Source organism: Curtobacterium sp. MCPF17_001, from assembly GCF_003234615.1.
In the GTDB taxonomy this organism is placed as follows: domain Bacteria; phylum Actinomycetota; class Actinomycetes; order Actinomycetales; family Microbacteriaceae; genus Curtobacterium.
The window spans coordinates 93,958-107,187 of the sequence record NZ_QKSL01000003.1 but is presented as its reverse complement, the minus strand read 5'-3'; the positions used below and the strand labels follow the sequence as shown (position 1 = coordinate 107,187).

Annotated in this window: 11 protein-coding genes; 3 read left to right on the top strand and 8 right to left on the bottom strand. The window is 70.1% G+C overall.

Annotated features, from left to right (window positions below; translation table 11 throughout):
- Positions 1–30 precede the first annotated feature (30 nt).
- Genes DEJ24_RS04455 through DEJ24_RS04445 form a run of 3 tightly spaced genes read left to right on the top strand, consistent with a single transcriptional unit; the run spans position 31 to position 2,887 of the window.
- Entirely contained in the window at positions 31–1,161 is a 1,131-nt protein-coding gene (locus DEJ24_RS04455) for a DegT/DnrJ/EryC1/StrS aminotransferase family protein (protein WP_111077571.1), read from the top strand.
- Entirely contained in the window at positions 1,158–1,826 is a 669-nt protein-coding gene (locus DEJ24_RS04450; RefSeq protein ID WP_111077455.1) for a NeuD/PglB/VioB family sugar acetyltransferase, read from the top strand. The genes DEJ24_RS04455 and DEJ24_RS04450 overlap by 4 nt, the downstream gene beginning before the upstream one ends.
- Positions 1,823–2,887: a UDP-N-acetylglucosamine 4,6-dehydratase family protein gene (locus DEJ24_RS04445; RefSeq protein WP_375334691.1), complete on the top strand. Its 1,065-nt coding sequence runs from the start codon at positions 1,823–1,825 to the stop codon at positions 2,885–2,887. Before DEJ24_RS04450 ends, DEJ24_RS04445 begins: the two co-directional genes overlap by 4 nt.
- Before the next feature lie 50 nt (positions 2,888–2,937).
- Here the strand turns inward: DEJ24_RS04445 and DEJ24_RS04440 are convergent, their stop codons facing one another.
- The 8 genes from DEJ24_RS04440 to DEJ24_RS04405 all read right to left on the bottom strand — a co-directional run bounded on the left by DEJ24_RS04440 (position 2,938) and on the right by DEJ24_RS04405 (position 13,201).
- The gene (locus DEJ24_RS04440) at positions 2,938–4,275 is read right to left on the bottom strand and encodes a right-handed parallel beta-helix repeat-containing protein (RefSeq protein WP_111077453.1); all 1,338 of its coding nucleotides are present in this window, start codon (positions 4,273–4,275) and stop codon (positions 2,938–2,940) included.
- A gap of 107 nt (positions 4,276–4,382) precedes the next feature.
- A complete protein-coding gene (locus DEJ24_RS04435; protein ID WP_220036694.1) occupies positions 4,383–5,567 on the bottom strand; it encodes a glycoside hydrolase family 1 protein in 1,185 nt (394 codons plus the stop codon).
- Positions 5,568–5,587: 20 nt separating this feature from the next.
- Positions 5,588–6,460, bottom strand: coding sequence for an alpha/beta fold hydrolase (locus DEJ24_RS04430; protein ID WP_111077452.1), 873 nt, complete (start codon positions 6,458–6,460; stop codon positions 5,588–5,590).
- Positions 6,457–8,328 carry an ABC transporter ATP-binding protein gene (locus DEJ24_RS04425; protein WP_258374725.1) on the bottom strand — a complete coding sequence of 624 codons (1,872 nt, stop codon included), beginning with the start codon at positions 8,326–8,328 and terminating at the stop codon, positions 6,457–6,459. The genes DEJ24_RS04430 and DEJ24_RS04425 overlap by 4 nt, the downstream gene beginning before the upstream one ends.
- Complete coding sequence (locus tag DEJ24_RS04420) at positions 8,325–9,281, bottom strand: ABC transporter permease (protein ID WP_111077451.1); 957 nt, start codon at positions 9,279–9,281, stop codon at positions 8,325–8,327. The genes DEJ24_RS04425 and DEJ24_RS04420 overlap by 4 nt, the downstream gene beginning before the upstream one ends.
- Positions 9,278–10,258, bottom strand: coding sequence for an ABC transporter permease (locus DEJ24_RS04415; RefSeq protein ID WP_111077450.1), 981 nt, complete (start codon positions 10,256–10,258; stop codon positions 9,278–9,280). Before DEJ24_RS04415 ends, DEJ24_RS04420 begins: the two co-directional genes overlap by 4 nt.
- Positions 10,255–11,949, bottom strand: coding sequence for an ABC transporter substrate-binding protein (locus DEJ24_RS04410; protein WP_258374540.1), 1,695 nt, complete (start codon positions 11,947–11,949; stop codon positions 10,255–10,257). The genes DEJ24_RS04415 and DEJ24_RS04410 overlap by 4 nt, the downstream gene beginning before the upstream one ends.
- Before the next feature lie 94 nt (positions 11,950–12,043).
- The gene (locus DEJ24_RS04405) at positions 12,044–13,201 is read right to left on the bottom strand and encodes a LacI family DNA-binding transcriptional regulator (RefSeq protein ID WP_111077449.1); all 1,158 of its coding nucleotides are present in this window, start codon (positions 13,199–13,201) and stop codon (positions 12,044–12,046) included.
- Positions 13,202–13,230 lie beyond the last annotated feature (29 nt).

Genomic DNA, 13,230 nt, shown 5'->3' with positions numbered 1-13,230 from the left:
CAACATACCGAGTGCTGTACACTCGTGGTCATGCACAGTCCGATCCCGCTCTCATCCCCAGACGTCGGGCTCGCCGAATCGACCGCCGTCGCCGCTGCGATCGCGAGCGGCTGGGTCGCTCCGGTGGGGCCCGACCTCGACGCGTTCGAGTGCGAGGCCGCAGCCAGGATGGGTCGGCGGCACGGCATCGGCCTCGCATCGGGGACCGCAGCCCTGCACCTCGCGCTGCTGGCCGCCGACGTCGGCCCGGGCGACGTCGTCCCCACCTCGACGATGACCTTCGCCGCCACGGCCAACGCCATCCGATACACCGGCGCGCATCCGTTCTTCATCGACTCGGTCGAGTGCGACGGGAACATCGACGTCGAGCTCCTCGCCGCCGCCATCGGGCGGATCCGTGCGAGTGGTCGACGGATCGGAGCGGTGCTCCCCGTCGACCTGCTCGGGCATGCCGTCGACTACCCCGCGCTCGAGGAGATCTGCCGTGTCGAAGGGATCCCGCTGATCGCCGACGCCGCGGAGTCGTTCGGCACCCTCCACGCCGGCCGAGCTGCCGCGTCCTTCGGATCCGCCTCGTGCGTCTCCTTCAACGGGAACAAGATCATGACCACCTCTGGTGGCGGCATGGTCTTCACCGACGACGACGAGACCGCGGCGCGCATCCGGTACCTCGCCACACAGGCGCGGCAACCCGTTCCGCACTACGAGCACGTCGACATCGGCTACAACTACCGGCTCAGCAACGTGCTCGCAGCGCTGGGTCGTGCGCAGCTGGGACGCCTCGACGAGATGATCGCCCGGCGTCGCTCGTTCCGCTCCGCGTACCGGGCGCTCTTCGAGCAGGTCGACGGCGTCCGGGTCCTCGGACGTGGCGGAGACGACCACCTCGAGAACTGCTGGCTCACGGCAGTCGTGGTCGACCCCGAGACGACCGGCTGGACGAAGGACGACCTGGCTGCGGCGCTCGCGGGCGAAGGGATCGAGACACGGCCCCTGTGGAAGCCGATGCACCTGCAGCCCGTCCACGTCGGCGCCGAAGCGGTGTTGACGGGCGTCGCCGAGAGACTCTTCCAGCACGGGCTCGCGCTGCCGTCCGGAAGTGCGATGTCGGACGACGACTTCACGCGCGTGTGCGAGACGATCCGGCGGTTCCTGCCATGACGGACGCGTCACCCGTCACCGTGATCGGCGCAGGAGGCTTCGGACGCGAAACGCTCGACATCGCGCTCGCGTGCGGACGTCCCCTCCACGGTGTGGTCGACGACGCTCCCACCGGGACAGCCCTCCGGACGTTCGAACGGCTCGGGATCCGGTTCCTGGGCGGGATGTCCGACTGGCTGCCGACGGCCCGGGGGCGGTCCTTCGTGGTCGCCGTCGGAGCGCCTGCCATCCGGTCCCGGCTCGACCTCACCGCGCTCCGGGCCGGCGCCTCGGCGACCTCCCTCGTCCATCCGTCGGCGTCGATCGGTTCGCTCGTCTCGCTCGGCACCGGCGCCGTGGTCTGCGCGAACGCCACGGTCGGATCGAACGTCTGCGCCGGACGGCACCTGCACGTCAACCCCGGAGCAGTCATCGGGCACGACGTCCACCTCGGTGACCACGTGTCGGTGAACCCGCGGAGTGCGCTCTCCGGCGACGTGCTCGTCGGCGACCGCGCGCTGATCGGTGCCGGTGCCGTCGTGCTCCAGGGGCTGTCGATCGGCCCCGATGCTGTCGTCGGTGCCGCCGCCGCCGTGACGCGTGACGTCACAGCGGGAACGACCGTCGTCGGGGTCCCCGCCCGCACACTTCCCCGCCAGCACACCATCCCCTCCGGAGCATCGTGAACCACAAGGCCCCCCTGAGCCCTGCTCGTCCAGAACCCCACCTGTCCATCGAGCACATCGACATCGAGGCTCTGATCGGGCATCACTCGACAGCGACGGACCTTGAACTGGCTGCCGACTTCCTGCGTGGCAAGCGAGTCCTCGTCACCGGTGCCGGCGGCTCGATCGGCAGCGAGCTGTGCCGACAGATCGTGCGGTTCGAGCCGTCCGAGGTCATCATGCTCGACCGCGACGAAACCGCGCTGCAGACGGTTCAGGTCTCGGTGTCGGGGCACGGCCTCCTGGACACCCGTGACGTGGTGCTGGTCGACATCCGCGACGCCGATGCCGTGACCGACATCATGCTCGACCGGCGTCCCGACGTCGTCTTCCACGCGGCGGCCCTCAAGCACCTCCCCATGCTCGAGCAGTACCCGGAAGAGGCTTGGAAGACGAACGTCCTCGGGACACGCAACGTCCTCGAGGCGGCAGCCGCGGCCGGCGTGCGGACGCTCGTGAACATCTCGACGGACAAGGCGGCGAACCCGATCAGCGTCCTCGGCCGGACGAAGCGGCTGGCGGAGCGGCTGACCGCTTGGGTCGCCGAGACGACCGGGCACGACTACGTCTCCGTCCGCTTCGGCAACGTGCTCGGGAGCCGAGGATCGATGCTCCCGTTGTTCGTGGACCTCATTCGGTCAGGGTGCCCGGTCACCGTCACGCACCCGGACGCCACCCGGTACTTCATGTCCATCCCCGAGGCGTGTCACCTGGTGATCCAGGCCGGAGCGATCGCTGCGCCCGGCGAGGTGCTCGTCCTCGACATGGGCGACCCGGTCCGCATCCTCGACGTCGCCGAACGTCTCATAGCGGAGCTCGACAGCGCGGCGGACATCGTGTTCTCGGGACTCCGGCCGGGCGAGAAACTCCATGAGGAACTCATCGGGGAAGGAGAGGCGGACCGACGACCCATCCACCCGAAGATCGCGCATGCGAACGTCCCGCCGCTCGCTCCGAGCGGACTGCGCGACGCGGCGATGGCGCAGGAGCGCCGGACTCGATCCAGCGCGTCTCATCGATGACGACGTCACACCGATTGTCCCGGCCACTCCGGACGCGTGGATGCGGGCCGTCACTGCTCTCCTGAGCGGAGGAACGTCCCGGCCCCGGCGATGGCGCGTTCGGCACCAGACCAGTCGTTCGCGAGCAACGTGAGCCTGCTGCCGCTCGCACAGACGGCACCGCTCGAGCACCGTCGACCGTCGACACCGGGCCGGACACGTGTCGCCATGACCCGAGCACTGGTCGCGGCTCCCACCTCGATAGCCACCGACTGCCCCCCGGGCTCCGGTGGAACCACACCGTGCACGGACGTCCGCGTCACCGTCGTGCGTCCGTCACAGTGTGCGAGCGACACCGCAGCACGGACGCACGAATGCAGTTCGTTGTCACTCATCACCAATGCGTGGGTGCGGGAAGCGCGGATCCCGGCATCGCTCGAACTCCCACCGAAGCCCACGATCGTGTTGCCGGTGATCGTGGCCGTCACCCGCTGACGGTCGTCCCGGACCGCGGTCCCCGCACCACGGATGACGATGCCGGACCCGGGGCCGAGCGGCGCCCGTCGCTCGAGGTGGTTGCCGGCGACGAGGACCTGCCCGCTCGCGGACCCGGCGTCGAGATCGACCGCCTGCTTCGACACAAGCACGGTGATCCCGACCCGGCAGTCCTGCACGCGGTTCTGCCGAACGGCGAGGTCGGCACCGCATCGGATCTCGATGCCCACCGATCCCCGCACTCCGGTGATGCGGTTGCGGTCGACCGCGACACGAGCGCTCCCGGGTGCGTCTCGGGAGTCTCGAGCGTCGTCGCGGGAGACGGTCACCCCAGCGGAGTCGCCGTACCCGTGGGGCTGGTGCACGTCCGCGACGGTGTTGTCGTTGACGGTCCCGTCGGAACAGGAGAGCAGCACGACCCCCGCGTGGCCGAGGTCCTGGACCGTGTTCGACTCGACCACGAAGTCCTGCACGTGCTGGAACTCGAGTGCGGAGCGGGAGAACTCGGTGATCGTGCAGCCGGAGACGCGCAGACCGCGGAACGGCGCTTCCGACGTCGCTCGTGCCCTGATGCCTCGTCCGTCACCTTGAACCGTCCCACCGGGGCCGACGAGTCGCGCTCCGGAGACGCAGACCCAGCTCGACGCGATCTCGATGGCGGTCGCGTGGTCGGTCATCGCGATCGAGCCAGCGCCTTCGAACACGAGGGCGACCGGCCGGCTCAGGACGAGCGGGGAGAACCGCTTCCAGGCGCGGGTGATGCGGAGGGTGGCCCCCGGTGGTACAGCAGCGACGAGTCCGTCGAGGTCCGGGACACCGACGTCCGACACGGTGGTCGACGTCCGGACGGGCGCTCGGGCCGATCTGTTCGGTTCGATGGGATCGCCGGGGTGGGTCAGAGGCCATGGGTCCATCTGCGCACAGTACGCAGGACCCACCCGCGCCCTCCGAACATGTCATGTGCACGGCTGCCGGAACGGGGCGGAGGTGAGTCGGGCCTCCCGTCGGTCAGGACAAGACGTCAGCTGCGACGCGTCTCGAGCGCGTTCGCACGCGCAACGCCCCCATACCAGTGCGCGCTCGGCTTCGGCGTCCGTTCGAACGTCTCCCGGTCCCAGGCGACGAGCCCGAAGGTGGGCCGGAACCCGGACGCCCACTCGTAGTTGTCGAGCAGCGACCAGTGCTGGTAGCCGAGGACCTCGATGCCGTCCTCGATGCAGCGGTGGATGCCCTCGAGTGCGCCCTGCGTGTAGGCGATCCGGCGGGTGTCGTCGGCGGTCGCGATGCCGTTCTCGGTGATCATGAGCGGGACGTGACCGGAGAGCTCCCACGCCGACCGCAGGCCGTCCGCCGAGGCCTCGGGGTAGAACTCCCACCCGGTCAGCGTGGTCTCGACATCGTCGGCGACGGGCAGCGGACCGGACGGACCGATGAACGTGCGCGTGTAGGCCTGGACGCCGACGAAGTCGTCCCCGGCCGCCGCTTCGAGGTACCAGTCGTCGCGCGGGTACCCGTACTCACGGAGCATCTGCTCGGACCCGGGCTCGCCGGAGGGCTTGAACGCCTGCGTCGCGACGGTCCACCCGGTCTGGAGGCCCGACACCTGTGACAGGACGTCTCGCGACCGCTTGTGGCTGGCCAGCAGCGCGTCGGCGACGCCGAGGTCCGGGTTCGGCAACCCGTAGGCGACGAGGTTCCGGGCGTCCTCACCGCCAGCGAGCATCGCCGCGATGTTCGGCTCGTTGATCGTGCACACGTAGCGGACGCCGTCCTGGACGACGGGGAGCGCGGCCTCGGTGTACCGGGCGAACAGGTCGGCGGCGTCGGGGGCGCGCCAGAAGCCGTCCCGCTCGAACCAGCGCGGCACGGTGAAGTGCATGAGGGTGACGATCGGCTCGAGGCCGAACTCGTGGCAGGCCTCGACCATGCGGCGGTAGTGGTCGACCTCGGCGCGGCTGACGAACCCGCGCTCGGGCTCGATGCGGGACCACTCGATGCTGAACCGGTAGGAGTTCAGACCGAGGTCGGCGGCGATCCGGATGTCCTCGCGGTAGCGGTGGTAGCTGTCCGCCGCGTCGCCGGAGGGCTCGACGATCGTGGTGTCCGGCTCGTGCTCGTGCACCCACCAGTTGCTGTTGACGTTGTTGCCCTCGATCTGGTGGGCGGCGGTGGCGGCACCCCAGAGGAAGCCGTCGGGGAAGTGCAGCGAAGTGATGATGGTGCCTTTCAGTGGGCGGACAAGAACCGATCGAAGACCTCGACGGTTCCCTGCGGGTTCTCGATCTGGGGTCCGTGGTAGCTCGCCGGGACGACCTCGTACTCGGCGCCGGTGTCGGTCGCCATGGCGCGCTGCCACGGGATCGGCCAGGCACCGTCCCACTCGCCGTGCGTGACGAGGACGGGCAGCCCGGTGGCGCGGAGTTCGGCGGAGCTGTCGGTGTGGTCCTCGAGGATGTGCCCGCCGGCGACGATGCTCAGGGGGCTGGTGGCGTCGAAGCGTTCACGGACCATGCGGACGTCGTCGGGGAGCTCCTCGTCGGGGCGGTACGCCCACAGCGGGTTCGTGGCGTCGAACAGCGTGCGGTTGTTCCCACCGGTGTCGTGCATGATCGTCAGCTCGGTGACCTTGCGGTAGGGCCAGCCGTACGGTCCCGAGCAGAACTGCACGACGGACCGGAACGAGCGAGGCGACGCGATCGCGGCGGCGCGGACGATCACGCCGCCGAGCGAGTGCCCGATGAGGTGCACGGGTGCGCCGTCGTCGAGCAGCCGGGCGACGCGGACGACGTCGGCGGCTTCCTCGTCGAGCGTGTAGCTCTGCGGCGAGCCCGGCGCTGCCGAGTCGGCCTGCCCGCGGCGGCTGATCGCGACCGCGGTCCAGCCGGCGTCGCGGAGCAGGGGCATGAACGTGCGCCAGTCCTCCTTCGAGCCGGTGTACCCGGGGACGACGAGCACGACGCCCTTCGACGGACCCGACGGGACGACGCGGTAGGCGGTGAGCCGGCCGACGGGGAGGTCGATGCCGACGACGTCGACGCCCTCGGGCGTGGGCAGGTGGCCGAACGGCGGGACCGTGGGGAACGCGTGCAGGTTCGTCATACTGCATCATCCACCGAGCTCGCAGGCTCGCTCGGCGCTGGGGTCGCACGCCGCTTCGCGACGCCCTCGAGCTCCACCGCGCGCCGCGGGTTCGGCACGGCGTCCAGCAGCGCGACCGTGTAGTCGTCCTGCGGGTGCTGCAGCACGTCGGCGGTCCGCCCCCGCTCGACCACGGCACCCTCGTGGAGCACCATGATGTCGTCGGTGATGAGCCGGGCGCTCAACAGGTCGTGGGTGATGTAGAGGAGCGAGACGCCCCACTGCTCCCGCAGGTCCTCGAGGAGCGCGAGCACCCCGGCGCGGAGCGTCACGTCGAGCATCGAGACCGGCTCGTCGGCGATGATCACCTGCGGATCGCTCGCGAGCGCCCGGGCGATCACCACGCGCTGCCGCTGCCCGCCGGAGAGCTGGTGCGGGAGCTTCTGCGCGAACTGCTCCACGGGCGTCAGGCCCACGGTCTCCAGGAGCTCGAGCACGCGACGGCGGGCATCGCGCCCGCGGAGCCCGGTGTAGTTCACGACCGGACGGGTGAGCGTGTACTCGACCGTGTGCAGCGGGTTGAGCGCCGAGTAGGGGTCCTGGAACACCATCTGCACCTCGGAGCGCAGGTCCCGCATGCCGCGGCGGCCGAGCTTCGCGACGTCGAGGTCGCCGAACTGGACAGTGCCCGACGTCGGCTTCTCGACGCCGGTGAGCAGCTTCGCGATGGTCGACTTGCCGGAGCCCGACTGGCCGACGAGCGCGAGGGACTGCCCCGGCTCGAGCGTGAACGACACGTCGCGGACGGCGCGGACCGGGTCCTCACCACGACGGGGCGGGGCGTAGGTCTTCACGAGGTGGTCGACGACGATCGGGTTCCGCGCCGCACTGCGCTCGCGCGAGCCGACCGTGCTGAACGACGAGGTCGCCTGCTGGCGCTTCTCACCCGACGCGGCACGGAGCGAGCGGTCCGGGAAGCCGGGGAGGCTCACGACCGACGCGCGCGGGTCGGCGTAGTGCGAGAGCAGCATCTGCGTGTACGGGTCCTGCGGGTCACGGAGGATCTCCCGCGAACCGCCGTCCTCGACGATCCGGCCCTCGTGCATGACGAGGACGCGCTCGGTGGCCTCGAGGACGATGCCGAGGTCGTGGCTGATGAGCACCGCCGTGAAGCCCTCGGCCCGCTGCAGCTCGATGATCGTGTCCATCACCGCGTGCTGGACGAGGACGTCGAGCGCCGTGGTCGGCTCGTCGAACACCATGAGCTGCGGCTCGAGGGACAGCGCGAGGGCGATCGAGACGCGCTGCCGCATGCCGCCGGACAGCTCGCCGGGGTACCGCGCGAGCATCGAGTCGGGGAGCTTCACCTTGCCGACGAGCTCCCGCATCCGGCTGTCCCACCGCTCGCGTGGGACGTGGCCGTGGGCCGTGAAGACGTCGATGAAGTGGTTCCGGATCGTCCGCACCGGGTTGAGCGCGTTCATGCCGGACTGCAGCACCATCGCGAATCCGCCCTGGCGCTGCTGCCGGAGCTCCTCGTCGCCGAGGTCGCGGATGTCCTTCCCCGCGAACACGATGCTGCCGCCGTTCGTCCGCGCCGGGGGCTTCTGCAGTCGGGTGAGCGCGTAGCCGAGCGTCGACTTGCCGGAGCCGGACTCGCCGACCAGCCCGACGAACTCGCCCTTCCGGAGCGAGAACGACACGTGGTCGACCGCCTGGACGGCGGTCTGCCCCGACGACTCGTAGACGACCGACAGGTCGCGGACGTCGAGCAGGACGTCGGATCCTGCGGAGCCGGTGGTTCCGTGGGACGTGTCGGACGGGAGGCCCGTGGCGGCGCCGGTGCGTGCCTCCAGTCCGGTGGTGGGGACGGGACGTGCGCCGCTCATGCGGTCGCCTCCTTGCGCTTCGGGCGCGCGCCTTCGCGCAGCCGCGGATTGGACACGGCATCGACGCCGAAGTTGATCAGGGTGAGGCTCATCGCGAGGAGGGCGATGCAGAGCCCCGGGGCGAACAGCAGGATCCACTGGCCGGTGAGCAGCGCGTTCGAGTTCTGCGCCCAGTAGAGGATCGTGCCCCAGCTGACGATCGAGGAATCGCCGAGGCCGAGGAACTCCAGGCCCGCCTCCGCCAGGATCGCGCTGGTCGCCGCCCCGAAGAAGCTGCCGACGATCAGGGACGTCATGTTCGGCAGGATCTCGCGGAAGACGATGCGGGTCGCCCCCTCGCCGGAGAACTGCGCGGCCGTCACGAAGTCGCGGCCGCGGAGGGACTGCGTCTGGGAGCGGAGCACACGCGCTCCCCAGGCCCAGCCGGTGACGACGATGACCGCGATGATGACCGCGATGCCGCCGTTCTGCAGGTACGCCGCGATCACGATCATGAGCGGCAGGCCCGGGATCACCAGGAACAGGTTCACGATGAAGCCGATGACCTCGGCCACCCAGCCGCGGACGTAGCCCCAGCTGAGGCCGATCGCGACGGCGACGAGCGTGGACAGGATGCCCGCGACCGCGCCGACCATGACCGAGATGCGGGCGCCGTAGATCAGCTGGGAGAGGACGTCCTCGCCGGCGGCGGTGGTGCCCATCCAGTGGTCGGGCGTCGCGTCGGCTGACCGTGCGAAGCCGTTCTGGCTGGCGCCGTACGGGGCGAGGAGGGGCGCCAGGATCGCCACGAGGACGAACACGGCCAGGATGATGATGCCGATCCGGGCCTTCGTGTTCGACCAGACGACGCCGAACTGGCGAGCGGCTGACCTGAGCTTGCTCGGCGCCTGCTGTTCTGGGCCCGGCTGGGTGCGGACTGCGACGGTTGCGTCGGGGGTGCTCGTGTTGGTCATCGGCGCGTCCTCGGGTCCAGGACGCCGTACAGCACGTCCACGATGAAGTTGGCGATGAGCACCGACACGGTGATCATCAGGAAGAGTGCCTGCATGAGCGGGTAGTCCTGCCCGATGACGGCGTTGAACAGCAGGTAGCCGATGCCCGGGTAGCCGAACACCTGCTCGACGAGCACCGAGCCGCCGACCACGCCGCCGAGGGCCAGGCCGAAGCCGGTCAGGTTCGGCAGGATCGCGTTGCGCGCCGCGTAGCGGATCGCGACGGTCCGGCCGCGCAGGCCGTTCGCCTCGGCGAAGGTCACGTAGTCGTCGCCGAGCGTGTTGATCATCGCGTTGCGCATGCCGATGATCCAGCCGCCCAGGCTCGTCACCAGGATCGTCACCGCCGGCAGGACCGCGTGCTGCAGGGCATCACCCACGAACGCTCCGGTGAGACCCGGCGTGGTCGTCGCCGAGTACGCGCCGGTGGTCGGGAACCAGTGCAGGACGTAGCCGAGGAAGAACAGCAGGAGCAGCGCCGTCCAGAAGTACGGGAACGTGGACATGAAGCTGCCGGACAGGGTGGGGAGCGAGTCGAGCCAGGTGCCGCGCTTCCAGGCCGCCGCGATGCCGATCAGGGTGCCGAGGACGAACGCCAGGATCGTCACGACCCCGACCAGGATCAGCGTGTACGGCAGGGCCTTCCCGACCAGGTCGCCGACCGGCTGCGGGTAGAACGTGTAGCTCGTCCCGAAGTCGAGGGTGACGACCTGGTGCAGGTAGCTGACGTACTGGTCCCAGAGGTTCCCGGTCGGGACGCCGAGCTGCGCCTCGATGGCCGTGCGGGTGGCGTCGGTGACCGGGCCGTTCTGGCTGAGCTTCGCGAGGGCCGCGTCGCTCGGGCTGCCCGGCATGAGGCGCGGCAGCACGAAGTTCAGCGTGACCGCGGCCCAGAGGGTCAGGACGAAGAGGACGAGTTTCTGGGCGATGTACTTCACTTGCCCTGCTCCTGGACGATCGCGCGCCCTGCGGCGCTGTCGCGCAGCCGGAGCTTGGTGAAGATGAGCAGCGGTGCCGAGTCGTAGTTCTGCGGGGCCATGTACGGGTCCTCCGCACTCGGCCAGCCGACGAACTTGCCGGTGTTGAACAGACCCCAGAGGCCGCCGTGGTACATGCCGATCACGGGCAGCTGGTCGTACACGATCGTCTGCAGCTGGTCGAGGATCTGCTGCTGCCGGCCGGTGTCGGTCGTCGCCTTGTACTCGTCGAGCAGGCGCTGCGTGGCCGGGTCACGGTACCGCTCGTAGTTGTTGACGGTGGGCTTGCCGACGGGCTGGTAGAACTCGGTCGACATCAGCGAGTTGAACGCCTGGTACACGTCGCCGTTGCCCATGCCGCCCATCGCCATGTCGAAGTCACCGTTGTTGATCGCCTGCTGGTACCCGGCGGGCTGCGGGGCCTTGATGGTCACCGCGACGCCGATGGCGGTGAGGTCGCGGCGGACCTCCTGCGCGGCACGGAGCCAGTCCGCGTAGCCGTTCGCCGTGGTGATCGTGATCGCGAGCTGCTTGCCGTCCTTGACGATCTTGCCGCCCTGCTCCACCCAGCCGGACTTCGCGAACGCGGCCTTCGCGGCGGCGACGTCCTGCGTCACCATGCCCTTGTCGGGGATGTCCGGGTTCGCGTACCGCTCCTGGTTCGGCAGGATCAGGCCGGTCTGGGCCGCGGCGGTGAGGTTGCCCTCGGTCGCGGTCTCGGCGATGTCGTCGCGGTCGAGGGCGAGCGAGATGCCCCGGCGGACGTTCACGTCGTCGTACGGCGCCTTCGTCAGGTTGGGGATCAGCCCGATCACGCCCCCCGGCGGGAACCACCACGTGTTGGTGCGAGACGCGGCGCCCCACGTGCCCTCGACGTCGGAGATGAACGAGTACGACCAGTCGTAGCCGCGGGTCACGGTGTCGAGCTGCGTGTTCGTCGCCGGCAGGATGAGGTGCTCGATCGCGATCTCGTCGGCCTGCCAGTACCGACGGTTCTTGTCCATCGAGTACTGCTGGTCGGTGTAGTTGCCGAGGACGAACGGGCCGGTGCCGATGGGGTTCGGGTCCCGCCACGTCGTCGGGTCCTCCACCTTCCCCCAGTGCCGCTCGCCGAGTATGTACGTCTGGCCGATGATCGTCAGGCTCGGGACGTCCTCGGACTTCAGGTGGAAGACGACGTGGTCCCCCTGCTGCTCGATGGTGTCGATGTGCTGCCAGGCACCCTTGACGTCCATCGCGGGGAACTTCTTCAGCAGGTCGAACGTGAAGACGACGTCCTTCGCGGTGAACGCGTCACCGTTCGACCACTCGACACCCCGGCGGATCGTCATGTCGATCGTCTTCGCGTCCGGCTGTTCCCACGAGCTGGCGAGCCACGGGTTCCGCTTGCCGTCGAGGGGGTTCACCTCGATGAGGGGCTCGTACATCCACTTCGACGCCGTCCGGGCGTTCGTGATGTACGGGTTGAAGTTGCGGTCGAACAGCGGGTTGCCGTGGTCGGCGTTGATGAGCATCGTGTCCTTGCCGATGCTCGGGTCCGGCTCCGACCGGACCTGGATGCTGCAGCCGGTCGCTGTGAGGGCCACGACCGCGATGCCGGCGAGGGCAGCGGCGAGGCGAGCACGGCGGGTGCGCTGTGGGGGAAGCGTCATTGCTCGGTCGACCTCCGTGTCGAGTGGGTACGAGGGTCAATGTATGCGCTTACATCGCGGTGCGCAAGTCGCAGTCCGTACGTCGCGCAGCACGCTAGAGCTCCGGCGGGCAACTCTCGCGGAGCAGCACCTCGACGGGCAGCCGGACGGCACGCGGTGGCCCCTCACGGCGGTCCAGTCGGTCGACGATCGCCCGGACCGCCGCACGCCCCAGGTCCCCCATCGGCTGGTGCACGGTGGTCAGGCGCGGGGTCGAGTACCGCCCCGCGTCGATGCCGTCGAAGCCCGTCACCATGACGTCGTCCGGCACCCGCAGCCCGCGCGCCAGGACCGCGTCGAGCACCCCGAGCGCCGACTGGTCGTTCGAGCAGACGATCGCCCGCGGCACCCGCTCGTCCAGCAGCGTCCGGGCCAGCTCACGGGCCCGGACCCGACCGAAGTCGCCGTGCACGGTCCGGACCGCCGTCGGCGCGAGCCCGTGGTCCTCGAGCGCCCGCCTGAACCCGGCGGTGCGCTCCTGGTCGTCCGGGGAGTCCACCGGTCCCGCCACGTAGGCGATCGACCGGATGCCGAGCCGTCCGATGACGTGGGCGGCGAGGGTCCGCATGCCCGCGGCGTTGTCGACGCTGATCGAGTCGAAGCCGCGCGAGCGCCGGTCGTCGGCGAGCACCACCACCGGGATCCGGCGGGCGACGTGTTCGAGGAGCTCGTCCGGCACGGTCTGCGCCAGGACCGCCAGCCCGTCGACCCGGCCGGCGACGTCGTTCACGATGACGTCCCGCGACGGACCACGGCCGGCCGCCACCATCAGCGCCAGTCCACGCTGCCACGCCTCGGTCTCGGCGCCGCGCAGCACCTCGTCGAAGTACAGGTTCGATGACGTCGGCTGGGTGACGTGCCGGCGGTCGTCGACGATGCGCACACCGCCGTCGGTGACGACGTCCGGCCGTTCGTCCGGTACGACGTCGAACCCCGGCAGCAGCAGGCCCACCACGCCGGTCCGGCGTCCGGCCAGCGCGCGGGCGTTCCCCGAGGGGACGTAGCCGAGGGAGCGGATCGCGGCCTGGACACGGTCCCGGGTGCCCTCGCGGACGGCGTCGGGCGTGCGGAGGACGCGGGAGACCGTCGCGATCGAGACGCCCGCGGCCGAGGCGACGTCGTACACCGTGGGAGGTGCGGTGCCCTGCGTGGTCACGCCGTGCCTCCCGTCGCGGTCGGAGCCGCGGGCAGCCCGCCCGGCGACGCCGACCATCCTAGGCAGCGTCGGTTCTCCACAGGTCC

Excerpts from the sequence above, each read along its gene's own strand:
- DEJ24_RS04455 (WP_111077571.1), top strand. The coding sequence starts at position 31 with ATGCACAGTCCGATCCCGCTCTCATCCCCAGACGTCGGGCTCGCCGAA.
- DEJ24_RS04450 (WP_111077455.1), top strand. The coding sequence starts at position 1,158 with ATGACGGACGCGTCACCCGTCACCGTGATCGGCGCAGGAGGCTTCGGA.
- DEJ24_RS04440 (WP_111077453.1), bottom strand. The coding sequence starts at position 4,275 with ATGGACCCATGGCCTCTGACCCACCCCGGCGATCCCATCGAACCGAAC.
- DEJ24_RS04430 (WP_111077452.1), bottom strand. The coding sequence starts at position 6,460 with ATGACGAACCTGCACGCGTTCCCCACGGTCCCGCCGTTCGGCCACCTG.
- DEJ24_RS04425 (WP_258374725.1), bottom strand. The coding sequence starts at position 8,328 with ATGAGCGGCGCACGTCCCGTCCCCACCACCGGACTGGAGGCACGCACC.
- DEJ24_RS04420 (WP_111077451.1), bottom strand. The coding sequence starts at position 9,281 with ATGACCAACACGAGCACCCCCGACGCAACCGTCGCAGTCCGCACCCAG.
- DEJ24_RS04410 (WP_258374540.1), bottom strand. The coding sequence starts at position 11,949 with ATGACGCTTCCCCCACAGCGCACCCGCCGTGCTCGCCTCGCCGCTGCC.
- DEJ24_RS04405 (WP_111077449.1), bottom strand. The coding sequence starts at position 13,201 with ATGGTCGGCGTCGCCGGGCGGGCTGCCCGCGGCTCCGACCGCGACGGG.